This window comes from Streptomyces sp. BBFR51 (assembly GCF_044591655.1).
Classification (GTDB): domain Bacteria; phylum Actinomycetota; class Actinomycetes; order Streptomycetales; family Streptomycetaceae; genus Streptomyces.
The window spans coordinates 5,302,115-5,323,130 of record NZ_CP172448.1; the positions used below are offsets into that span (position 1 = coordinate 5,302,115).

The window sequence follows — 21,016 nt, forward strand, 5'->3', positions numbered from 1 at the left end:
CTTTTAGATGCCGTAGGGGCGCTACGCGCGTAGACGGCCCCCGTCCTCAGGAGAGTGCGCCATCAACGCGTCCAGCAGCCCTCCGGCCGGAGCGGCGGTCACCGCATCGGTGACCGCCGTCGAACTCGCCGGGATCACCAAGCGTTTCCCCGGAGTCGTGGCCAACCACGACATCCACCTCACCGTCCGCAAGGGCACCGTCCACGCCCTCGTCGGCGAGAACGGCGCCGGCAAGTCGACGCTGATGAAGATCCTCTACGGCATGCAGAAGCCGGACGAGGGCACCATCGCGGTCGACGGCGAGAAGGTGGCCTTCTCCTCGCCCGCCGACGCCATCGCCCGCGGCATCGGCATGGTCCACCAGCACTTCATGCTCGCCGACAACCTCACGGTCCTGGAGAACGTGGTCCTCGGCAGCGAGAAGCTGTACGGCATCGGCGGCAGGGCCCGCCGCAAGATCAAGGAGATCTCCCAGCGGTACGGCCTCGGCGTGCGCCCCGACCTCCTGGTCGAGGAGCTCGGCGTCGCCGCCCGCCAGCGCGTGGAGATCCTCAAGGTCCTCTACCGCGGCGCCCGCACGCTGATCCTCGACGAGCCGACCGCCGTCCTGGTCCCGCAGGAGGTGGACGCCCTCTTCGACAACCTGCGCGAGTTGAAGGCCGAGGGCCTGTCCGTCATCTTCATCTCCCACAAGCTGGGCGAGGTCCTCTCGGTCGCCGACGAGATCACCGTCATCCGCCGCGGCACGACGGTCGGTACGGCCGTCCCCGCCGAGACGACGCCCCGTCAGCTCGCCGAGCTGATGGTCGGCAGCGAACTGCCCACGCCGGAGACCGCCGAGTCCACGGTCACCGACCGCGCGGTCCTCGCCGTCGACACGCTGCGCCTGGCGGCACCGGGCGGCAAGGCCCTGCTCGACGACATCTCCTTCACCATCCACGCCGGTGAGGTGCTGGGCATCGCCGGCGTCGAGGGCAACGGCCAGACCGAGCTGGTCGACGCGCTCATCGGGCTGCGCCACGCCGACTCCGGCACCATCCGCTTCCTCGACCAGGACATCACCGCGCTGCCCACCCGCAAGCGCCGCGAGCAGGGCGTCGGCTACATCCCCGAGGACCGCCACCGCCACGGCCTGCTCCTGGAGGCCCCCCTCTGGGAGAACCGCATCCTCGGCCACGTCACCGAGAAGCCCAACAGCAAGGGCGTCTGGCTGGACCTCAAGAGCGCCCAGGAGGACACCCGCCGCATCGTCGAGACGTACGACGTCCGCACCCCCGGCATCGACGTCACCGCGGCCTCGCTGTCCGGCGGCAACCAGCAGAAGCTGATCGTCGGCCGCGAGATGAGCCACAAGCCGCGCTTCCTCATCGCCGCCCACCCCACCCGCGGCGTGGACGTCGGCGCGCAGGCCGCCATCTGGGACCACATCCGCGAGGCCCGCCGCGAGGGACTCGCCGTGCTGCTGATCTCCGCCGACCTCGACGAGCTGATCGGCCTCTCCGACACCCTCCGGGTGATCTACGACGGCAAGCTGGTCGCCGACGCCGACCCCGCCACCATCACCCCCGAGGCGCTCGGCTCGGCGATGACCGGCGCCACCTCCGGCCACCTGGAGGACGAGGAGACCCCCAAGGCCCCGGCCGACGTGTCCAAGTCCCCGGAGTCCCCGGCGACTCCGAAGTCCCCCAAGTCCCCGGACACCCCCAAGTCACTCAAGTCCCCCGAGACTCCTGAGTCCCCCGAGTCTCCGGAAGACGAGGCCCGCTGATGAAGAAGTTCGACAAGGAGCGCGTGCTCCTCGCGGTGGCCGGACCGGTCATCGCGCTGGCCGTGGCCTTCGTGCTCAGTGCGATCGTCCTGATCGCCTCGGGCAAGAACCCGGTCGAACCGTTCGCCCTGATGTTCGAGCAGGCCGGGTTCTCCGACATCCAGGTCCTGATCATCAACCAGGCGTCGCTGTACTACATCGCGGCCCTCGCGGTGGCCATCGGCTTCCGGATGAACCTCTTCAACATCGGCGTGGACGGCCAGTACCAGCTCGCCGCCATGATGGCCGCGATCGTCGGCGCCCACGCCAACCTGCCGGCCGGCCTCCAGGTCCCGCTGCTGCTCCTGACCGCCGTCCTCACCGGCGCCTTCTGGTCCGGCATCGCCGGTGTCCTCAAGGTGACCCGCGGCGTCAGCGAGGTCGTCGCGACGATCATGCTCAACGCCATCGCCACCTCCGTCATCGGCTACCTATGGCTGCCGGACGTCTTCGGCGTCAAGATCGGCAACAACAACACCACCGGCGAGATGCACGAGTCCGGCTGGGTCCCCGGCATCGACATGGGCGCCTCCGGCGAGATCTACGGCCTGGTCGTCCTCGCCGTGCTCCTCGGCATCGGCTACTGGATCGTCCTCAACCGCACCCGCTTCGGCTTCGACCTGCGCGCCTCCGGCGCCTCCGAGTCCGCCGCCGCGGCCAGCGGTGTCGACCCCAAGCGCATGGTGCTCACCGCGATGCTCATCTCCGGCGGCCTCGCCGGACTCGCGGGCCTGCCCATCCTGCTCGGCGACACCCACACCTACAGCCTCAACTTCCCCACCGGCATCGGCTTCCTCGGCATCGGCATCGCCCTGCTCGGCCGCAACAGCCCGGTCGGCATCGCCTTCGCCGCCCTGCTGTGGGCCTGGCTCGACAAGGCCTCGCCCGAGCTGGACTTCCACGGCTACGACAAGGAGATCGCGGTCATCATGCAGGGCCTGATCGTCCTCTCGGTCGTCGTCTCCTACGAGGCCGTCCGCGAGTGGGGCCTGCGCCGCCAGCAGCGCCGGGTCGGCGCGGAGCTGGCCGCCGGTCACGTCCTGGGCGCCACCGACAACTCGAAGAAGGAGGTGGCCGGCCGATGACCGCTCCGACCACAGCGACCGACGTCAACCAGCCCTCGCTGCAGCCCGGGGCGCCGACCGGCCGCCGCCTGTCGCTGCCCGTCCTGATGCTGGTCATCGCCGGTGCCCTGGCGCTGACCTCCATCGTGCGGCTGATCACCGGCGCCAACGGCATCACCAACGTCAGTCAGATGTCCACCGCGCTCCAGCTCGCGGTGCCGATCGGCCTCGCCGGCCTCGGCGGCCTGTGGGCCGAGCGCGCGGGCGTCGTCAACATCGGCCTCGAGGGCATGATGATCCTCGGCACCTGGTTCGGCGCCTGGGCAGGCTTCCAGTGGGGCCCGTGGACCGGCATCCTCGTCGGCATCATCGGCGGCGCGCTCGGCGGCCTGCTGCACGCCATCGTCACGATCACCTTCAACGTCAACCACATCGTCTCCGGCGTGGCCATCAACATCCTCGCCCTCGGCGCCACCCGCTACCTCGCCCCGCTCGCCTTCGAGGGCCACCAGGGCGGCTCGGCCAAGCAGTCCCCGCCGGTCGACTCCCTCGGCCACTTCTCGATCCCGGGGCTGTCCAGCGGCCTCGACAGCCTCAACAACCAGCACTGGTTCTTCGTCTCGGACCTCGCGGGGCTGCTCGGCGGCCTCGTCACCGACGTCTCCTGGCTGACCCTGATCGCCGTCGCCCTGATCCCCGCCACCTGGTGGATCCTGTGGCGCACCCCGTTCGGCCTGCGGCTGCGCTCCTGCGGCGAGAACCCGATCGCCGCCGAGTCCCTCGGCGTCAACGTCTACAAGTACAAGTACATGGCCGTGCTCATCTCCGGCGGTCTGGCCGGCCTCGGCGGTGTCTTCCTCTCCATCGTGGCCAACCCCTTCTACCTGGAGGGCCAGACCAGCGGCCGCGGCTACATCGGCCTCGCGGCGATGATCTTCGGCAACTGGATGCCGGGCGGCCTCGCCATCGGCGCAGGGCTGTTCGGCTACACCGACAGCCTCAACCTGCGCGGCGGCTCCGCCAACGTGCACGCCCTGCTGCTGCTCGGCGCGCTGCTGCTGGTCGCCGGCGCCATCTGGCTGGCGATCCGCAAGAAGTACGTCAAGGCCGTCATCACGTTCGTCGTCGGCGCCCTGGTCTTCGCCTGGTACGCCGGCACCAACGAGGTGCCCAATCAGGTCGTCTCGGCCACGCCGTACGTCGTCACCCTCGTCGTCCTCGCCCTGTCCGCGCAACGGCTGCGGATGCCCAAGGCGGACGGCATGCAGTACCGCAAGGGACAGGGCAAGTGACCGGCGTCGACTGGGAGGCGCTGCGCACGGCGGCCCGGGACGCCATGTCCCGGGCGTACGCCCCGTACTCCGGGTACGCCGTGGGCGCCGCCGCCCTGGTCGACGACGGCCGCACCGTCACCGGCTGCAACGTGGAGAACGCCAGCTACGGCGTCGGCCTGTGCGCCGAGTGCGGTCTCGTCTCCCAGCTGCAGGTGACCGGCGGGGGCCGGCTGACGCACTTCGTCTGCGTCGACGGCGAGGGCGAGGTCCTCGTCCCCTGCGGCCGCTGCCGGCAGCTGCTGTACGAGTTCGGCGGCCCGCGGATGCTGCTGGAGACCCCGGCGGGGATCCTCCCCCTCTCGGAGATGCTCCCGCAGGCCTTCGGCCCCGACCACCTCACCAAGTAACTCCCGCGCAACTCCCGTAAGGAAAGCCAGACATGGCCATGGACGTCATCTCCGTCATCCGCACCAAGCGGGACCGCGGCGAACTCGGCGGCGAGCAGATCGACTGGGTCATCGACGCGTACACCCGGGGGGAGGTGGCCGACGAGCAGATGGCGTCGCTCGCGATGGCGATCCTGCTCAACGGCATGAACCGCGGCGAGATCGCCCGCTGGACCGCGGCGATGATCGCCTCGGGCGAGCGCATGGACTTCTCGTCCCTGTCCCGCCCCACCGCCGACAAGCACTCCACCGGCGGCGTCGGCGACAAGATCACCCTGCCGCTCGCCCCGCTGGTCGCGGCCTGCGGCGCGGCCGTCCCGCAGCTCTCCGGCCGGGGCCTCGGCCACACGGGTGGCACCCTGGACAAGCTGGAGTCGATCCCCGGCTGGCGCGCCCTCCTGTCCAACGAGGAGATGCTGAACGTCCTGGACACCACCGGCGCGGTCATCTGCGCGGCGGGCGACGGCCTGGCCCCGGCCGACAAGAAGCTGTACGCGCTGCGCGACGTCACCGGCACGGTCGAGGCGATCCCGCTGATCGCGTCCTCCATCATGTCCAAGAAGATCGCCGAGGGCACCGGCTCGCTGGTGCTGGACGTGAAGGTCGGCAGCGGGGCCTTCATGAAGACGATCGAGGACGCGCGGGAACTGGCGTCCACGATGGTCGGCCTCGGCACCGACCACGGCGTGAAGACGGTCGCCCTCCTCACGGACATGGCCACCCCGCTCGGCCTCACCGCGGGCAACGCCCTCGAGGTCCGCGAGTCGGTCGAGGTCCTGGCCGGCGGCGGCCCCTCCGACGTGGTCGAGCTGACGTTGGCCCTGGCCCGCGAGATGCTCGACGCGGCGGGCCTGAAGGACGCCGACCCGGCGAAGGCGCTGGCCGACGGCTCCGCGATGGACGTCTGGCGCCGCATGATCGCGGCCCAGGGCGGCGACCCGGACGCGACCCTGCCCACGTCGAAGGAGCAGCACGTGGTGAAGGCGGGTGCCTCCGGAGTCCTGACCCGCCTCGACGCCTACGACGTCGGCGTCGCCGCCTGGCGCCTGGGCGCGGGCCGCGCCCGCAAGGAGGACCCGGTGCAGGCCGCCGCGGGCGTCGAGCTGCACGCCAAGCCCGGCGACACCGTCACCGAGGGCCAGCCCCTCCTCACCCTCCACACGGACACCCCGGACCGCTTCGAGTACGCCCTCGCGGCGGTGGAGGGCTCGTACGACGTCGCTCCGGCGGGCACGGCCTTCACCGCCTCGCCAGTGGTGCGGGAACGTATCGCCTGACCTGCAGTTTCCTCATTCGGGTGAACGGGACCGGTAGACCTCTGCCGGTCCCGTTCGGCATGCTGGGATCGGTGACGTACCGATTGGAGACACCGCCATGAGCGCACTCAGTGCCGAGCCGACCCCTGGAGGGGCGGGCTGGGACGAGATCGTCCGTGTCCTGGAGGAGACGGACGCTCCGGAGGGCAGCAAGGTGGAGATCATTGAAGGGATCGTCACCGTGGCGCCTCCGCCGTCCGAAGCGCACAACGACACCGCCGAACTGCTTCAGATCAGCCTTTACACCGCTGTCCCCGAGGGTTGTGGCATCTACCAGACTCTGGGGCTGGGGGTCCCGGAGACTGCGGGCGTTTTCCAGCCCGATCTGTGCGTCGTGCCCAGGGTGGCGTTGCGGCAGGGCAGGAGAGTGCATGCGAGTGAGGCGGAGTTGGTCGTCGAAGTCACCTCGCGCAGCAATGCCAATCACGATCGGATCAAAAAGGTCAGGGGATATGCCCGGGCCGGTGTCCCCCTCTACCTTCTTCTGGACCCCTGGCACAGCGGATGCCCGACGGTCACGCTGTACGGAGACCCTGAGGACGGCACCTATCGCGTCCTGGCGTCGGTGGAGTACGGCGAGAAGTTGACTCTGCCGGACCCCTTTGGCCTGGAGATCGACACCGGCGCCTTCCCCACGAGCTGAGGCTCGTCACCCCAAAACCGCCGCCACCCCCACCAGCACCGGCACGGACACCACCGTCGACACCAGGATCGCGTCCCGCGCCAACCGCTCGCCCACCCCGTAGGTCGACGCGTACGTGTACAGGTTCTGCGCGGCAGGCAGCGCCGACGTCACCACCACGTCGAGCAGTTGGGGGCCCCGCAGACCGAAGACCCCCGAGGCCAGCGCCCAGGCCACCGCCGGCTGGCCCACCGCCTTGAGCGCGACCGCGAGCAGTACGGGCCGCCGTTCCACGCCCCGCAGCGGCATCGTGGAGCCGCACAGGCCGATGCCGAAGGCCATCAGCACCGCCGGGACCGACATGTTGCCGATCAGCGTCACCGGGTCCATGACCGCGTCCGGCACGCGCAGACCGCTCGCGGCGACCGCGACCCCGGCGAGTGAGCCCAGCGCGATCGGATTGCGCAGCGGCGTCAGCAGCCGACGCCACAGCGGGCCCTTCGTGCCCCCTCCCGACAGGTCCAGGATCGTCACCGCCACCGGCGTCACCAGCACCAGCTGGAACAGCAGCACCGGCGCCACCAGCGAGGCGTCGCCCAGGACGTACACGGCGATCGGGATGCCGAGGTTGCCGGAGTTGACGTACCCGGAGCAGAGCGCGCCGATCGTCGTACGGCCCACGCCCCAGCCGCGTACGACGCCCACCGCGACGAACGCACCGGCCACCGCGACCGTGGACAGGGCCGTCACCAGCAGCCGGGCGGAGAAGACCACCGACAGGTCGGCCGTCGCGAGGGTGGTGAACAGCAGGGCGGGGGAGGCCACGTGGAAGGCGAGCTTGGTGAGGACCTCGCGGCCCTGGGGGCCGAGGTGGCCGCGCAGGCCGAGGACGTACCCGACGGCGATGACCACCGCGATGACCGCGAACCCGGTCAGCACCCCCTGCACGGCGCCCCCTCTGGCACGGAGAGGCGGGTGCCGGGCGGCGCGACGCAGGCGGGACGGGGTATGTGGGGCATACGGCGAACCCTCTGTTGGAGGGCACGCGCAGGTCAATGTGATCCCCGACGGCCCCGGCACCGATGAGTTCCGCCGGTCCGCCCGGTCTACCGCTCGTGGACGCCGTGACACCCGCCGTACTCGTGCTGCCGGGGCCTGTCTCCCGAGGGGAGACGCCCCGGCTCTGCGGCGAGGTACGCGCGCTGCTGGAAGCCACCCGGGCCGGGGTGGTCGTCTGCGACGTCGGCGGTCTGGGGCCGCCGGGGCTCGCCGTAGTCGACCTGCTGGCCCGCCTGGAGCTGACCGCCCGGCGGGCCGGGGGCCGGATCCGGCTGCGCGACCCCGACCCGGCCCTGCACTCCCTACTGGACCTCGTCGGCCTCCGCTTCGAGACGGAGCGGCAGGTCGAACAGCGGGAACCACCGCTTGGTGTCCAGGAAGCAGTGGAACCCGGTGATGCGGCCGTCTGAGATCTCCAGCACCTGGACCGCCCACGGCGCGAAGCCGCCCGCCTCCGGGTCCGGCTTGTAGTGCGCGAAGGCCGGCAGCCCGTTGGCCTCCACCCGCACCAGCCGGGAACCGGCGCACGCGGCGCCGAGGGTCGTCATGAAACCGGTGATGTCCGCCGGACCGGCCAGCCACAGGTCGAACGGCGGCATCGTCATGACCGCGTCCTCGTGCAGCAGCGCCGTCAGCGCCGTCATGTCATAGCCCTCGAAGGCCGCGACATAGCGCTCCAGCAGCTGCTGCTGCTCCTCGTCCAGCGGGTCCGACACCGCGGCGCCGTCCCCGCGGTCCTCCCGCTCGGCGAGGGTCGCGCGGGCGCGTTGCAGGGCGCTGTTGACGGAGGCGACCGACGTGCCGAGCAGCTCGGCGACTTCGCTCGCCCGCCACGCCAGCACCTCGCGCAGGATCAGCACCGCCCGCTGCTTGGGCGGCAACTGCTGGAGGGCGGCCATGAAGGCGAGCCGCACCGACTCCTTGGCGATCGCGGCCTCGGCCGGGTCGGCGGACTGCGGCAGCACGCGGGCGTCCGGCATCGGCTCCAGCCAGGTGTTGTCCGGGCGGGGGGAGAGGGCAGCCTGGGCGAGCGGCGTCGACTCGCTCAGGTCCATCGGGCGCGCCCGCTTGTTGCCCGCGGTCAGCATGTCCAGGCAGACGTTGGTCGCGATCCGGTACAGCCAGGAGCGGAGGCTGGAGCGGCCCTCGAACTTGTCGTAGCTCCGCCAGGCGCGCACCAGGGTGTCCTGCACCGCGTCCTCGGCCTCGAAGGAGGAGCCGAGCATCCGGTAGCAGTACCCCGTCAGCTCGGTTCGGTGCTTCTCCAGCGCGGAGTCCAGCTCCGTCGTCACGGTGCCGTTGGTCATCGTCCACCCACCCCTGTGGCGTGCCGTCGTGCGCGTCTTCGCGCCTCGCACTTCGGAAGCTACCGCAGGGGACTGACAATGGCCTGTGCAGTCAAGAAAAGCGCAGGTCAGCGGGGCACGCTCAGAGCCCTCACCGGGGTGCCGGCGGCCTGGCGGCGGGCCGCCAGCGACCCGGAGACCGTGATGACGACGACACCCAGCACCGCGAGCACACCCACCCCGACCGTCCCGGCCCAGCCGCCGGAGTGGAAGGCCACCGCGCCCACCGTGCTGCCCGCGCTGGAGCCGACGTAGTAGGCGGACTGGTAGAGCGCCGAGGCCTGGGCGCGGCCGTGCTGGGCGGTCTTGCCGACCGCCGAGGACGCCACCGCGTGCCCGGCGAAGAAGCCCGCCGTGATCAGCACCAGGCCCAGCAGGACCAGCGGCAGGGACGGCGCCAGGGACAGCAGCAGCCCCGCCGCCGTCGTACCGCCGCCCAGGTAGAGCGCCCCGCGGCGGCCGAGGCGGCCCACCAGGCGGCCCGCGGTCGCCGACGAGACCGTGCCGACCAGGTAGACCAGGAAGATCGAGCCGATGAGACCCTGCGGCAGCGAGAACGGCGCCTGGGCCAGGCGGTAGCCGATCACCGTGTAGACGCCGCCGAACACCGTCATGAACAGCGCGCCGATCGCGTACAGGCGGCGCAGCAGCGGGTTGGCGAGGTGGTCGCGCACCGTGCGGACCAGCACGCGCGGGCGCAGCGAGCCCGGCGTGAAGTGCTTCGGCGCCGGCAGCAGCAGCCGGAAGGCCACCGCGCACGCCACCGCCACGAGGCCGATGACACCGACGGCGACCCGCCAGCCCCACTCCTGGGCGACCCACCCGGTGATGACCCGGCCGCTCATCCCGCCGACGCTGTTGCCCGCCACGAACAGGCCGATCGCGGTGACCAGCGCCCGCGGCCGCACCTCCTCCGCGAGGTACGCCGTCGCCGAGGCCGGCAGCCCCGCGAGCGCCGCGCCCTGCACCGCCCGCAGCGCGACCAACGCCGGCAGCGACGGGGCGAAGGGCACCAGCAGGCCTACGGTCACCGCGACCGCCAGCGACGCCGTCATGACCGTACGCCGGCCGAACCGCTCCGACAGCGCGCTCATCGGCAGCACGAACACCGCCAGGCCACCGGTCGCGGCGGCCACCGTCCAGCTCGCGTCGCTCGCCGAGACACCCATGTCGCCCGAGATCAGCGGCAGCAGGGCCTGCGTGGAGTAGAGGAGCGCGAAGGTCGCGACGCCCGCCAGGAACAGCGCGAAACTCATCCGGCGGTAGCCGGGGCCGCCCGGCGCCATGCGCGAGTCGGAGGGGCCGGAGGCGTTGGGGACCGCGGAGGCGGCGGATGCGGCGTCCACGACCGTGGACGCCCCGGTATCGGCGGGAGTCATGCCACGAAGGTACGAAGCCCCTTACTCATCCGTCCAATGCATGGAATGGCCATAATCGTTCCCATGGTGCATCAGTCAAGCTCAGGGCCCCGCCTGTCACCGTCCGGTGACACAGAAGACATCGTCGCGCTGCTCGCGCCCCGCCTCGCGCACTTCGCCGGCGTGGCCCGCACCGAGCACGTCACCCGGGCCGCCCAGGAGATGAACGTCCCCCAGTCGACCCTCTCGCGCGCCCTGGTCCGCCTCGAGGAGGACCTCGGCGTCGACCTGTTCGTCCGCCGCGGCCGCACCCTCGCCCTGACCGTCGCCGGGCGCACCTTCCTCGGCTCCGTCGAACGCGCCCTCGCCGAGGTCGAGCGCGCCGCCGACGAGGTCCGCGCCGACGCCGACCCGGCCACCGGCAAGGTCGCCTTCGGCTTCCTGCACACCATGGGCGCCGAAACCGTCCCCGGCCTCCTGCACGCCTTCCGCGCCGACCACCCCCGGGTCCGCTTCAGCCTCGTCCAGAACTACGGCGAGGCCATGCTTGAGCGCCTGCGCGCCGGTGAACTCGACCTCTGCCTGACCTCCCCGGTGCCCGACGCCCCCGACCTGGTCGCCCGCCGCCTCGACGAGCAGCGGCTGCGCCTGGTCGTCCCGGCCGACCACGTGCTGGCCGGACGCAGGCGTATCCGCCTCGCCGAGGCCGCCGACGAGATCTTCGTGACCCTGGAGCCCGGCTACGGCCTGCGCCGCATCACCGACGCCCTGTGCAAGGAGGCCGGCTTCCGGCCCAGGGTGGCCTTCGAGGGGGAGGAGGCGGAGACGCTGCGCGGCCTGGTCGCGGCCGGTCTCGGCGTCGCCCTGCTGCCGCCGCCCGCCGTGCCCCGCCCCGGCGTGGCCGAACTGACGGTCACGGCCCCGCGCGCCGCCCGCGAGATCGGCGTGGCCTGGCTCGCGGGCCGCACGGACACGCCACCCGTCGCCGCCTTCAAGCGGTTCCTGCTGTCGCGCAGGGGGAGCCTGCTGCCCAAGTAGGGGGAAGGGACGCCGGGTCGACCGTGTACTCCTGGGTCCCCGTGCAGCCCAGTGCCCGCGCGGCCAGGGCGCAGCCGAGGCGGACCGCCCCGGCTTCCGTTTTTGGTGCCGAGTTCAGCTGTCGCGAACTTTCCCTTTGTTGAATTCAAGTCACTAAAGGGCGTGCAGGAATGCCGAAGGGCGCGAATGGGTGCGCGCGGTCCGGGGCAGGAGGCCGTCTCGCCCGGAAGTGGTCACCGTTGACCGAGGGCGAGGGAAGGTGTGGTGGAGGGGGCGGGCGGCGCGGTGGACAGCCTGATGCTCGTCTCGCTCGCCCTCACCGGCACCGCGGGACTGCAGGCCGTCGTCTTCTGGGCACTGCGCGGCGACCGGCCCCCGACCTGGTGGATCCCGAACCCGGCCCTGCTGCTCTTCCCGGTCTACGCCATCACCGTCCTGCTGCGCCACGGCCGGATCACGACGCACGGGCCGGCCGCACGGCCCCCGCACCCCTGACAGCGCGGGACTCAGCGCCGCAGCGACTTCCCGAACCCCGCCGCCAGCGGCATCCGCAGCCCCAGCGGCGGCGGAGCGGCCAGGGCGTCCTCCACCGGACGCGAGAAGGACTGCCCGAACAGCACGCCCAGCACGAAGTCCTCGGCCAGTGCGGCGACTTCGGCCCGGTACTGCCGCAGTCCGTGGCCGTCGGAGTGCACCTCGAAACGGCACACGGCGCGGTTCGCCTTCTTCGCCCGGGAGGCCAGCCGGAACGACAACTCCGGGTCGCTGCGCTCGTCGTTCGTGCCGTGCACGATCAGCACCTGCCGCCCGGCGAGCTGCTTCACCGGCTCGGGTGGCGCGGCCACGTCCTCCTCCGGCAGCCAAGGAGCGATCGCCAGCACCGAGTTGACGGCCTCGTGTCCGGCCGCGCGCAACGCCGCCCGGCCGCCCATGTCGACGCCGACCAGGCAGACGGGAACGTCGCCGTAGCGCCGTACGGCCTCGTCGGCGGCCCATTCGGCGTCCCGGGCGAGGTGGGCCTCGGCACCGTTCCAGCCCCGGTAGCGGTAGTGCACGACGTGCGTGGCCAGACCCTCGTCCCGCCCCGCGCGCGCCAGCCGGCGCCCCAACGTCCGTACGGACGCGCTCGCGAGCAACGGAGAGGGCCTGCGCCCGGAGACCTCGTCGCCCCCGGGGAGCAGCAGCACCACCCCGCTCACCGCCGTCCCCTCCGGACCGAGCGTCCGCCCCAGCCGGGCCCGACGGACCGGCGTCGCTTGCTGTGCCATGGCAGAACATTCTCAGAAGACGGTGTGTACGCCACCCGTCCGCGCAGTCACCGTTACATATCGGCTCGTCCGTACACCCCGGCCCCGTCATGCGGCCCGCACGGCCGGGTCCGGGCGTTCGCCCGGTGTTCTACGCGCGTAGGAGTTAGAGTGCGGAAATGACGAGCCCGAACACCGCGAAGAGCGCCGCCACGCACACCGCGACGGCCGTGAAGACACCGACGCCGGACCGGATCCGCCGGGCGCCGAAGGTTCTGCTGCACGACCACCTCGACGGCGGACTGCGTCCCGGCACGGTCGTCGAACTCGCCCGCGAGACCGGCTACCGGGACCTCCCCGAGACCGACCCCGACCTGCTCGGCACCTGGTTCCGGCAGGCCGCCGACTCCGGTTCGCTGGAGCGGTACCTGGAGACCTTCTCCCACACCGTCGGCGTCATGCAGACCCGCGACGCCCTGGTCCGGGTCGCCGCCGAGTGCGCCGAGGACCTCGCCGAGGACGGCGTCGTCTACGCCGAGGTGCGCTACGCCCCCGAGCAGCACCTCGAGAAGGGGCTGACCCTCGAAGAGGTCGTCGAGGCCGTCAACGAGGGGTTCCGGGAGGGCGAGCGGCGCGCGCGGGGCAACGGCCACCGCATCCGCGTCGGCGCCCTGCTCACCGCGATGCGGCACGCCGCCCGCTCCCTGGAGATCGCCGAACTCGCCAACCGCTACCGCGACCTCGGCGTCGTCGGCTTCGACATCGCGGGCGCCGAGGCCGGGTACCCGCCCACCCGGCACCTGGACGCCTTCGAGTACCTCAAGCGGGAGAACAACCACTTCACCATCCACGCCGGCGAGGCCTTCGGGCTGCCGTCCATCTGGCAGGCCCTCCAGTGGTGCGGCGCCGACCGGCTCGGGCACGGGGTGCGCATCATCGACGACATCCAGGTCCACGAGGACGGCTCGGTCAAGCTCGGACGGCTCGCCTCCTACGTCCGGGACAAGCGGATCCCGCTGGAGCTGTGCCCCAGCTCCAACCTTCAGACCGGCGCCGCGGACTCCTACGCCGAGCACCCCATCGGGCTGCTGCGCCGGCTGCACTTCCGGGCCACCGTCAACACCGACAACCGGCTGATGTCCCACACCGGTATGAGCCGGGAATTCGAGCATCTGGTCGAGGCGTTCGGTTATACGCTCGACGACATGCAGTGGTTCTCCGTCAATGCGATGAAATCAGCGTTCATTCCTTTCGATGAACGACTGGCCATGATCAATGACGTGATCAAGCCCGGATATGCGGAGCTGAAGTCCGAATGGCTGTTCCAGCAGACCGCCTCGACCAGCGGTTCTTCGGAGGGTGACGGCTGAGCGGGAGTCGACGGCAATACGGAAACGCGGACGGGCATTCACCATCCGTCCGCATTTCGATGTTTGCCGCGAGGGGTGCCGCGTGTTTACGGTCGAGGACCGCTCACATCCCCGTCACCCCATTACGAGGACGCATTTCATGAAGCAGTCTGCTGCCAAGACCCTCGGTGTCGCCGCCCTCGGTGCCGCCTTCGCCGCCGCCGGCGCGGGCGCGGCCACCGCGGCCCCCGAGCTGCCGGACGCCGCGCAGACGGTGGACTCCGTCACCCGCACCCTCCCCGCGGAGACCGTCTCCCAGGTGGCGCCCGGCGCCGGAAACGCGCTGGAGACGGGCCGCAAGATCTCCCACACCGGTCTGACCGTCGCCCAGCCGGTCGTCGAGCAGGTCGTCGCCGAGCAGCTCGCCGAGGGCCCGACCGAGCCGGTCGCCAAGCTGCTCGGCGGAGTGCCGGTGCAGGGCCTGCCCACGCAGGGCCTGCCGGTCAACGGCCTCCCGCTCGGCGGCTGACCCGCGCCTTTGACCCGCGCCCTCCCCAGCGCGAACGGGGCGCACCCGGCGACACCGGGTGCGCCCCGTCGGCGTACCAGAGGGGAGGTACGTGCGTCACCAGGCCGTGCGGGCGGCCTTCTCCTCGGACGGGAGCAGGATCCACAGGGCCAGGTAGAGCAGGAACTGCGGGCCGGGCAGCAGGCAGGAGACCACGAAGATCACCCGCATCGTGGTGGTGGAGGTGCCGAAGCGCCGGGCCAGCGCGGCGCACACTCCGCCGATCATGCGGCCGTGGGTGGGGCGGGCGAGGCGGGACATCGCGGCTCCTTCGTGAGCGTGTGGGTGGGGCTGCCCTCCGGCTTCCCCTTCATCTGCCCTCCACGCTACGGAGACGAACGGAACAAAGCGTCGCTCTACGGTGCGATACCGACCCTGGGAATCGTCGGGGTCCGACCCTGACCGGGCTCCTCCCGCGGGACGCCCTCCAGCCCCTCCCGCCGGTACCTGCGGCGTAGCCGCGCCCGGCCCGCAGGGACGACGGCGAGGTGCACCAGGGCCACGCCCAGCGTGTTCAGCAGCACCGAGTCGACGTCGACGACCTGACCGGGCACCCCGGTCTGCAGCAGCTCGATGCCCAGCGACAGCAGGGCGCCCGCGGCCATGGTCCGCAGCAGGGAGGCCAGCGGCGAGACGGTCAGCCGCCCGCCTGCCATCGGCAGCAGGACGCCGAGCGGCGCCAGCAGGGCGAGCGCCCCGCCCAGCGACCGCAGCGCCTCGGGCCGGCCCAGCGCCAGATCGGCGCGGATCCCGGCGAAGGGCTGCAGGTTGGGAGGCAGCACCCAGGGAACGTCCAGTGGCCGCAGCGCGTACCAGGCGACGAACGCGAGATGTGCGACCAGGAGAACGCTTCCTGTCACACGGATGCGGAGCGCGGCGCTGCCGCCGAGGAACCCATGACGCTGCACGTCCCCCTAGACGCGGCCTTCGCCGCGCGCGGTTCCGGCCTCTCACACGCAAGGGTGAGGCTTGCGCCACATGGCCCCCGCACCGCACTCGGGACACGCCCCCGGACCCCGCCGCCTGGGCCCCTCAGCCGTCCCCGACCTCGGAGGCCGGCGGTTCGTTGCTGCCGGGCCGGGCCCGGACCTCGTCCGTGCAGGCGTAACGGCGGGCGGACCGGTCGGTGGGACCGGCCAGGACGACGGAGCCGTCGCCCTCGGCCGCGGCCGAGTCGGAGAAGGTGCACACGACCTGGGCGAGGGCGTACGAGGTGAGGTCGTCGGGATCGGTGCTCAGCCGCAGCGTGTCCTCGGGGTCGCCGGAGCGCGGGCCGGCCACGGTGATCCCGCGGCGCACGTCCGACGTGTACCCGGCCTCCTTCTCCGCGGCCGACGGCTGCTCGGCCAGCACGTTCAGCAGCCCCTGGGCCACCAGGGCCCGCCGCCCGGAGTCCGAGGCGCCGTCCGGCACCCGCACCGTGCGGTCCACGGCCACCAGCGACGAGCCGCACAGCAGGAACACCTGGGCCGGCAGCCCGGGCGCGGCCTGCGTCGACACGTCCGGCTCGGCGAGCGAGCAGCGCACCCGCGAGGGCGCGGGACCGTAGTCCGTGGGCACCTGCGTGGCGCGGATGCCGCACCCGGCCAGCAGCGCGGCCAGTACGACGAGCCCGGAGAGGGCCGGCAGCCGGCGTACGGTCATCAGACCTGTCCCTTCGCGTCCTTGCCCCTGCTCCCGTCCCCCGGGGCGCCCGCGGCGTTCTCGGCGGTCTCCGCGTCCGCGTCCTCGCCGTCCTCGTCGGCGGCCGGGGACGGGTCCTGCGGCAGCCGCAGCGTGAAGACCGCGCCGCCCTCCGGGGAGTTCGCGGCGGTGATCCCACCGCCGTGGATGTGCGCGTTCTCCAGCGCGATGGACAGGCCGAGCCCGCTGCCCTCGGAGCGCGGCCGGGAGGCACTCGCCTTGTAGAAACGGTCGAAGACGTGCGGCAGGACGTCCTCCGGGATGCCCGGCCCGTGGTCGCGCACCCGGATGAGGATCTCGTCGTCCGCCCGCGCCACCGACACCCTCACCGGCGATCCGCCGTGCTTGAGCGCGTTGCCGATCAGGTTGGCGAGGATGACGTCCAGGCGGCGCGGGTCCAGACGGGCGTGGATGCCCCGCTCGGCGTCCAGGTCGACGGCGTCCAGCCAGGCGCGGGCGTCGATGCAGGCGGTGATCTGGTCGGCGACGTCGACGTCGTCCAGGACCAGCCGGGCGGTGCCCGCGTCGAAGCGGGTGACCTCCATCAGGTTCTCCACGAGGTCGTTCAGCCGCCGGGTCTCGCTGACCACCAGCCGTACGGCGGGCTCGACCATCGGGTCAAAACTCCCGCCCTCGCCCTCGAACTCCAGCTCGTCCTCCAGCACCTCCGTCACGGCGGTGATCGCCGTCAGCGGTGTGCGCAGTTCATGGCTCATGTCCGCGACGAAGCGCCGGGACGCCTGCTCCCGTCCCGCCATGTCCGCGACCCGCTTCTCCAGCGCCTCGGCGGCGCTGTTGAACGTCCGCGACAGATCGGCCAGCTCGTCGGTGCCGGACACGCGCAGCCGGGTGTCCAGCTTCCCCTCGCCCAGGCGCCGCGCCGCGACCCCGAGCCGGTGCACTGGCTTCAGCACGGTCGTCGCCAGGGCCTGCGCGAGCAGTGCGGAACCGAGCAGGGCGAGTGCGGTGGCGATCCCCAGCGACCAGGCGAGCGAGTTCAGGTCCTTGGCCTCCGGTTCCAGTGACTTGAGCATGTAGCCCGTCGGCCCGCCGCCGATCACCTTCGTGCCGGCCACCAGGTACGGGGTGCCGTCGTCGGTGATCCGCTGCCAGTACAGGTGGTACGGGTGCTTGTTGGCCGAGGTGACCTTCTGCTCCTTGTTCACCGCGGTGCGCAGCGACTCGGGCACGTCGGACAGGGCGAAGCCGCCAAGCCCGCCGGAACTGCCGTACACGGAACCGCCGTCGGCGCTCTCGGCGACCAGCAGCACCCCGAACCGCTGGCTGCTGTTGGCCATCTGCCCTGCGGTGTGCTGCACCTCGTCCTGCGTGGGGTGTTCGGGCAGCGCGCCCGCCCGGTTCTGCATCTCCTGCTCGAAGTCGCGCAGCACGGCGTCCTGGGTGCGGGTGAGCACCGCCTCCCGGTTCAGCCAGTACGCGATGCCGGACGCGGACACGGCGGCGGTGAGCGCGACGAGGCCGAAGACGAGGACCAGCCTGAGGCGCAGGCTGGTGAAGCGCAGCCAGGACCAGACTCCCTTGCGAGCCGCGGCCCAGCCGCGTGTACCCCCCTGGTGTTCCTGTGTCACTGAGGCGGATCCAGCCGGTAGCCGACACCCCGCACGGTACGGATCAGGGTCGGGGACGACGGCACGTCCTCGACCTTGGCGCGCAGCCGCTGCACGCACGCGTCCACCAGCCGGGAGTCACCGAGGTAGTCGTGCTCCCACACCAGCCGCAGCAGCTGCTGCCGGGACAGCGCCTGCCCCGGCCGGCGGCTCAGTTCGAGCAGCAGCCGCAGCTCGGTAGGCGTGAGCTGGAGGTCCTCGCCGTTCTTCGTCACGGTCATCGCCGAACGGTCGATGACCAGGGGGCCGAAGCTCGCCGAGTCGGTGGACTCCCGCTCCCCGCGCCGCAGCACGGCCCGGATCCGGGCGTCCAGGACCCGGCCCTGGACGGGTTTGACGACGTAGTCGTCGGCGCCCGACTCGAGACCGACGACCACGTCGATGTCGTCGTTGCGCGCGGTCAGCAGGATGATCGGCAGCTGGTCGGTGCGCCGGATACGACGGCACACCTCGAAACCGTCGATGCCGGGCAGCATCACGTCCAGCACGATCAGGTCCGGCCGCTGCTCGCGCAACAGCTTCAGACCGTCCTCACCACTGGCAGCGGTGGCCACTCGGTGGCCCTGGCGGGTCAGGGAGAGCTCCAGGGCCGTACGGATGGCGTCGTCGTCCTCGATCAGCAACAGGGAAGGCACGCGCTCATTCTGGCCCATGGAGGGGGTGGTGTTCGACCTGTGGGTGCGGATGGGGCCGGACCGGGCCGCCAGACCCTGTGAAGGAACGGTGGTGCAGCCGTGACGGACCCCTGTGACAGCTCTGTGACAGTCGGCGGACACGGCCATGAAGTCGCCGGGGCAAGCTTTTCGTCACAAGCAACACAGCAAGTCGCAGTACGGCAAGACGCAGTACGACAGGCCGAACACCGGAAGTCCACGACGGGGGGCGCGAGATGAACACGCTGAAGGGCACCAGCACCAGCGCAGTGGTCACGCGCCTGCACGACGTGCACACACACCGGGGTTCCGAGAAGTCCGGTGCCGTGAGCGGGCGGGGGTGCGCTCGCGGCACCGGGCGTCAGCACACCGCGTACATGACGGTGGTTGACGCACAGACGGGGGTCACGGGGGATACGGGGGTCACGGGGGGCACGGAGGTTCAGGGGGAGCGTCCTTCCCTGTCGGAGGCGGAGTTCACCGCCTACGTCCAGGAGCGGCGCTCCGCCCTGTACGCGACCGCCTACCACCTCACCGGCGACCGCTTCGAGGCCGAGGACCTGCTGCAGAGCGCGCTGTTCTCGACCTACCGGGCGTGGGACCGGATCAGTGACAAGGCGGCGGTCGGCGGATACCTCCGCCGCACCATGACCAACCTGCACATCAGCGCCTGGCGGCGCCGCAAGCTCAACGAGTACCCGACCGAGGAACTGCCGGAGACGCCCGGCGACATGGACGCGATGCGCGGCACGGAACTGCGCACGGTCCTGTGGCAGGCGCTGGCCCGGCTGCCCGAGCTCCAGCGCACCATGCTGGTCCTGCGCTACTACGAGGGCCGCACGGACCCGGAGATCGCGGACATCCTCGACATCAGTGTCGGCACGGTGAAGTCCAGCATCTGGCGGTCGCTCCGCCGGCTGCGCGAGGACGAGGTCCTCAGCTTCGGCCGTGACCGGGAGGACGCCTTCGGCGAACTGGTCGCCTGAAGGCACGGGCCGAGAAGGCGGGCCCGAGGGGGCGGGGCCCCGTGAAAAAAGTTCGAGCCCGGGTGTATCACGGGGGCCGGGCCGGACTCTTACTCACGGGGAAGCACCACGGGGGAACAACGGGGGACACGGGGGAACGGGGATCACGGGGGATCCACGGGGGAGTGGAAAGGGAGCGGGACTGGAGGGCCGGGGGGTCCATCCAGTCCCGCTTCCGCGTGTACGGGTGGGCGTTACACAGCCGTACGGCTGGTGGCGCACCGGCCCGCCGCCGCGGCCGCCAGGCGGCCCATCGCCTCGTCCCGGTCGCAGGCGTGGGCGCCCAGGGCCGTCTGCCGGGCGATGACCGACCGCTCCTGGCGCATCAGCCGCCATCCCCTGCGCAGCAGGAACGGCACCGACTTGCGGCCCTCGCGCAGGTCCCGCAGGAACCGGCGGCGGAAGGTCGTCAGCGGGCCCCGGCTCAGGCAGAGCGCGTCGGCCAGCACGCCCAGTTCCCGGCAGCGGTCCACCAGTTCGGCGGCGAAGATGCCCTCCGCGAGGAACAGCGGCGTCCGCCCGATGTCGACCGTCTCCTCGCCGGTGCGGGCGCTGAGCGAGATGTCGTAGACGGGCACGCCGGTACGCCCCGTGCGGCACAGCTCCCCGATGGCGGCGACCGCCGCGTCCGCGTCCCAGGACGCCGGGTGGTCCCAGTCGATGTCGGAGCTCTGGGGAACCGTCGGCAGCGTCGGGTCGGTGCCCTCCTTGTAGAAGTCGTCGAGCCGCAGCACCGGGAGGCCGGAGCGGGCGGCGAGGAGGGACTTGCCGGAGCCGGAGGGGCCGCAGAGCAGCACGACTCGAGTCGGTATGGGCGGATGGGAGCTCACGGGACACCAGTCTGAGGCATCGAACGGTCGCCGCGGACCCCCCAGGGTCGACTTTGCACTGGGCGTCACATCTTGATTGCGCTGCGCGGTGACCTGATCACGGTGCGCACTGTTATCAGGGCAGTCCGTAGCAATCCACATCAAGAGGTGGCAGTAGCGATGGCCCGACACGCGTCCCCCCGCACACCGCACGCACAGCGCGCCCTGGTCGTCCTCGCGACCGCCGGTGCCGCCCTGGCCGCAGGAGCGGCGACGGCTTCCGCGGACGGCGGCGAAACCATCGCCGGCCTGGCCCACACCCGTCCCACCTCACTGGGCAACATCGACCCCCAGGCCGGCCTGGCGGCCCTGACCGGCACCGTCGGCTACGTCACCGGCCCGGTCGCCGACCTCAAGCCCAACCCGCTGGCCGGCACCGGCGTCGACCCGCTGGACAACGGCGTCGGCACCAAGGTCGCCGACTTCCAGCCGCTGACTTCGACGGCCCTGACGGGTCCGGTCGCGCAGGCCCAGTCGCTGGGCGCGGTGCCGGTGGTGGGGTCGGTGACGGGGCTGCTGCGCTGACCCACCCGGCGCACCTCGGGCCGCGATCTCCGAGCGGGAGGTCGCGGCCCTTGGTGGGTGACGACGATTCGGATCGCCTGGTCCTCCTACATCTGCACGGCCCGTATCCGTGGAACGGGGTTACAGCGAGTCGCCCTTG

23 protein-coding genes are annotated in these 21,016 nt (G+C 71.7%); 13 read left to right on the plus strand and 10 right to left on the minus strand.

The features are described 5' to 3' along the window. Positions 1–109: 109 nt before the first annotated feature. The 6 genes from ACGH7X_RS24365 (at position 110) to ACGH7X_RS24390 (ending at position 6,550) form a co-directional block, all read left to right on the plus strand. Entirely contained in the window at positions 110–1,768 is a 1,659-nt protein-coding gene (locus tag ACGH7X_RS24365; RefSeq protein ID WP_399887903.1) for an ATP-binding cassette domain-containing protein, read from the plus strand. After that, positions 1,768–2,892: an ABC transporter permease gene (locus ACGH7X_RS24370; RefSeq protein WP_399887905.1), complete on the plus strand. Its 1,125-nt coding sequence runs from the start codon at positions 1,768–1,770 to the stop codon at positions 2,890–2,892. The genes ACGH7X_RS24365 and ACGH7X_RS24370 overlap by 1 nt, the downstream gene beginning before the upstream one ends. Beyond that, on the plus strand, positions 2,889–4,163 hold the full coding sequence (locus tag ACGH7X_RS24375) for an ABC transporter permease (RefSeq protein ID WP_399887907.1): 1,275 nt from the start codon (positions 2,889–2,891) through the stop codon (positions 4,161–4,163). The genes ACGH7X_RS24370 and ACGH7X_RS24375 overlap by 4 nt, the downstream gene beginning before the upstream one ends. After that, positions 4,160–4,552 carry a cytidine deaminase gene (locus ACGH7X_RS24380; protein ID WP_399887909.1) on the plus strand — a complete coding sequence of 131 codons (393 nt, stop codon included), beginning with the start codon at positions 4,160–4,162 and terminating at the stop codon, positions 4,550–4,552. The genes ACGH7X_RS24375 and ACGH7X_RS24380 overlap by 4 nt, the downstream gene beginning before the upstream one ends. A 38-nt stretch (positions 4,553–4,590) precedes the next feature. Beyond that, complete coding sequence (locus ACGH7X_RS24385; RefSeq protein ID WP_399897311.1) at positions 4,591–5,868, plus strand: thymidine phosphorylase; 1,278 nt, start codon at positions 4,591–4,593, stop codon at positions 5,866–5,868. Between the two features lie 97 nt (positions 5,869–5,965). Next, entirely contained in the window at positions 5,966–6,550 is a 585-nt protein-coding gene (locus ACGH7X_RS24390) for a Uma2 family endonuclease (protein ID WP_399887911.1), read from the plus strand. Positions 6,551–6,556: 6 nt separating this feature from the next. Here ACGH7X_RS24390 and ACGH7X_RS24395 read toward each other — a convergent pair whose 3' ends face one another. Next, positions 6,557–7,477 carry an AEC family transporter gene (locus tag ACGH7X_RS24395; protein WP_399887913.1) on the minus strand — a complete coding sequence of 307 codons (921 nt, stop codon included), beginning with the start codon at positions 7,475–7,477 and terminating at the stop codon, positions 6,557–6,559. A 134-nt stretch (positions 7,478–7,611) separates the two neighbouring features. On the opposite strand from ACGH7X_RS24395, the gene ACGH7X_RS24400 reads away from it, so the two are divergent. Then, positions 7,612–7,998, plus strand: coding sequence for an STAS domain-containing protein (locus ACGH7X_RS24400; RefSeq protein ID WP_399887915.1), 387 nt, complete (start codon positions 7,612–7,614; stop codon positions 7,996–7,998). Here the strand turns inward: ACGH7X_RS24400 and ACGH7X_RS24405 are convergent. Further along, the gene (locus tag ACGH7X_RS24405) at positions 7,891–8,895 is read right to left on the minus strand and encodes a sigma-70 family RNA polymerase sigma factor (RefSeq protein ID WP_399887917.1); all 1,005 of its coding nucleotides are present in this window, start codon (positions 8,893–8,895) and stop codon (positions 7,891–7,893) included. The two genes, ACGH7X_RS24400 and ACGH7X_RS24405, sit on opposite strands and share 108 nt — an antisense overlap. Before the next feature lie 107 nt (positions 8,896–9,002). After that, positions 9,003–10,313 carry an MFS transporter gene (locus ACGH7X_RS24410; protein WP_399887919.1) on the minus strand — a complete coding sequence of 437 codons (1,311 nt, stop codon included), beginning with the start codon at positions 10,311–10,313 and terminating at the stop codon, positions 9,003–9,005. 63 nt (positions 10,314–10,376) lie between these two features. Here ACGH7X_RS24410 and ACGH7X_RS24415 point away from each other — a divergent pair, with 63 nt between their 5' ends. Together ACGH7X_RS24415 and ACGH7X_RS24420 are read left to right on the plus strand one after the other, a co-directional pair. Then, a complete protein-coding gene (locus ACGH7X_RS24415) occupies positions 10,377–11,330 on the plus strand; it encodes a LysR substrate-binding domain-containing protein (RefSeq protein ID WP_399887921.1) in 954 nt (317 codons plus the stop codon). A gap of 264 nt (positions 11,331–11,594) precedes the next feature. Next, positions 11,595–11,825 (plus strand): DUF5360 family protein, encoded by a 231-nt coding sequence (locus ACGH7X_RS24420; RefSeq protein ID WP_399887923.1) that lies wholly within the window; start codon positions 11,595–11,597, stop codon positions 11,823–11,825. 11 nt (positions 11,826–11,836) lie between these two features. Here the strand turns inward: ACGH7X_RS24420 and ACGH7X_RS24425 are convergent, their stop codons facing one another. Beyond that, positions 11,837–12,598: an alpha/beta hydrolase gene (locus ACGH7X_RS24425; RefSeq protein ID WP_399887925.1), complete on the minus strand. Its 762-nt coding sequence runs from the start codon at positions 12,596–12,598 to the stop codon at positions 11,837–11,839. Between the two features lie 158 nt (positions 12,599–12,756). Here ACGH7X_RS24425 and ACGH7X_RS24430 point away from each other — a divergent pair, with 158 nt between their 5' ends. Both ACGH7X_RS24430 and ACGH7X_RS24435 read left to right on the plus strand, forming a co-directional pair. Further along, positions 12,757–13,947 carry an adenosine deaminase gene (locus tag ACGH7X_RS24430; RefSeq protein WP_399887926.1) on the plus strand — a complete coding sequence of 397 codons (1,191 nt, stop codon included), beginning with the start codon at positions 12,757–12,759 and terminating at the stop codon, positions 13,945–13,947. Positions 13,948–14,086: 139 nt separating this feature from the next. Next, the gene (locus ACGH7X_RS24435) at positions 14,087–14,455 is read left to right on the plus strand and encodes an ATP-binding protein (RefSeq protein WP_399887928.1); all 369 of its coding nucleotides are present in this window, start codon (positions 14,087–14,089) and stop codon (positions 14,453–14,455) included. Positions 14,456–14,551: 96 nt separating this feature from the next. Here the strand turns inward: ACGH7X_RS24435 and ACGH7X_RS24440 are convergent, their stop codons facing one another. The 5 genes from ACGH7X_RS24440 to afsQ1 form a co-directional block, all read right to left on the minus strand. Beyond that, on the minus strand, positions 14,552–14,755 hold the full coding sequence (locus ACGH7X_RS24440) for a PspC domain-containing protein (RefSeq protein ID WP_217253253.1): 204 nt from the start codon (positions 14,753–14,755) through the stop codon (positions 14,552–14,554). 95 nt (positions 14,756–14,850) lie between these two features. Then, positions 14,851–15,402, minus strand: coding sequence for a VanZ family protein (locus tag ACGH7X_RS24445; protein WP_399887930.1), 552 nt, complete (start codon positions 15,400–15,402; stop codon positions 14,851–14,853). A gap of 124 nt (positions 15,403–15,526) precedes the next feature. Beyond that, positions 15,527–16,138, minus strand: coding sequence for a hypothetical protein (locus ACGH7X_RS24450; RefSeq protein ID WP_399887932.1), 612 nt, complete (start codon positions 16,136–16,138; stop codon positions 15,527–15,529). Then, entirely contained in the window at positions 16,138–17,766 is a 1,629-nt protein-coding gene (locus ACGH7X_RS24455; RefSeq protein ID WP_399887934.1) for an ATP-binding protein, read from the minus strand. The genes ACGH7X_RS24450 and ACGH7X_RS24455 overlap by 1 nt, the downstream gene beginning before the upstream one ends. After that, the gene (gene afsQ1 / locus ACGH7X_RS24460) at positions 17,763–18,440 is read right to left on the minus strand and encodes a two-component system response regulator AfsQ1 (RefSeq protein ID WP_399887936.1); all 678 of its coding nucleotides are present in this window, start codon (positions 18,438–18,440) and stop codon (positions 17,763–17,765) included. Before afsQ1 ends, ACGH7X_RS24455 begins: the two co-directional genes overlap by 4 nt. A 254-nt stretch (positions 18,441–18,694) precedes the next feature. Here afsQ1 and ACGH7X_RS24465 point away from each other — a divergent pair, with 254 nt between their 5' ends. Continuing rightward, positions 18,695–19,444, plus strand: a complete 750-nt coding sequence (locus tag ACGH7X_RS24465; RefSeq protein WP_399887938.1) for a SigE family RNA polymerase sigma factor — start codon at positions 18,695–18,697, stop codon at positions 19,442–19,444. A 233-nt stretch (positions 19,445–19,677) separates the two neighbouring features. Here ACGH7X_RS24465 and ACGH7X_RS24470 read toward each other — a convergent pair whose 3' ends face one another. Continuing rightward, positions 19,678–20,313, minus strand: coding sequence for a uridine kinase (locus ACGH7X_RS24470; protein WP_399887940.1), 636 nt, complete (start codon positions 20,311–20,313; stop codon positions 19,678–19,680). Between the two features lie 159 nt (positions 20,314–20,472). Between ACGH7X_RS24470 and ACGH7X_RS24475 the strand changes: the two genes are divergently transcribed. After that, entirely contained in the window at positions 20,473–20,877 is a 405-nt protein-coding gene (locus tag ACGH7X_RS24475; RefSeq protein WP_399887942.1) for a hypothetical protein, read from the plus strand. Positions 20,878–21,016 lie beyond the last annotated feature (139 nt).

Coding starts and splice junctions, on each gene's coding strand:
- ACGH7X_RS24370 (WP_399887905.1), top strand. CDS start 1,768: ATGAAGAAGTTCGACAAGGAGCGCGTGCTCCTCGCGGTGGCCGGACCG.
- ACGH7X_RS24375 (WP_399887907.1), top strand. CDS start 2,889: ATGACCGCTCCGACCACAGCGACCGACGTCAACCAGCCCTCGCTGCAG.
- ACGH7X_RS24385 (WP_399897311.1), top strand. CDS start 4,591: ATGGACGTCATCTCCGTCATCCGCACCAAGCGGGACCGCGGCGAACTC.
- ACGH7X_RS24390 (WP_399887911.1), top strand. CDS start 5,966: ATGAGCGCACTCAGTGCCGAGCCGACCCCTGGAGGGGCGGGCTGGGAC.
- ACGH7X_RS24400 (WP_399887915.1), top strand. CDS start 7,612: ATGAGTTCCGCCGGTCCGCCCGGTCTACCGCTCGTGGACGCCGTGACA.
- ACGH7X_RS24405 (WP_399887917.1), bottom strand. CDS start 8,895: ATGACCAACGGCACCGTGACGACGGAGCTGGACTCCGCGCTGGAGAAG.
- ACGH7X_RS24410 (WP_399887919.1), bottom strand. CDS start 10,313: ATGACTCCCGCCGATACCGGGGCGTCCACGGTCGTGGACGCCGCATCC.
- ACGH7X_RS24415 (WP_399887921.1), top strand. CDS start 10,377: ATGGTGCATCAGTCAAGCTCAGGGCCCCGCCTGTCACCGTCCGGTGAC.
- ACGH7X_RS24425 (WP_399887925.1), bottom strand. CDS start 12,598: ATGGCACAGCAAGCGACGCCGGTCCGTCGGGCCCGGCTGGGGCGGACG.
- ACGH7X_RS24430 (WP_399887926.1), top strand. CDS start 12,757: ATGACGAGCCCGAACACCGCGAAGAGCGCCGCCACGCACACCGCGACG.
- ACGH7X_RS24435 (WP_399887928.1), top strand. CDS start 14,087: ATGAAGCAGTCTGCTGCCAAGACCCTCGGTGTCGCCGCCCTCGGTGCC.
- ACGH7X_RS24440 (WP_217253253.1), bottom strand. CDS start 14,755: ATGTCCCGCCTCGCCCGCCCCACCCACGGCCGCATGATCGGCGGAGTG.
- ACGH7X_RS24450 (WP_399887932.1), bottom strand. CDS start 16,138: ATGACCGTACGCCGGCTGCCGGCCCTCTCCGGGCTCGTCGTACTGGCC.
- ACGH7X_RS24465 (WP_399887938.1), top strand. CDS start 18,695: ATGAACACGCTGAAGGGCACCAGCACCAGCGCAGTGGTCACGCGCCTG.
- ACGH7X_RS24475 (WP_399887942.1), top strand. CDS start 20,473: ATGGCCCGACACGCGTCCCCCCGCACACCGCACGCACAGCGCGCCCTG.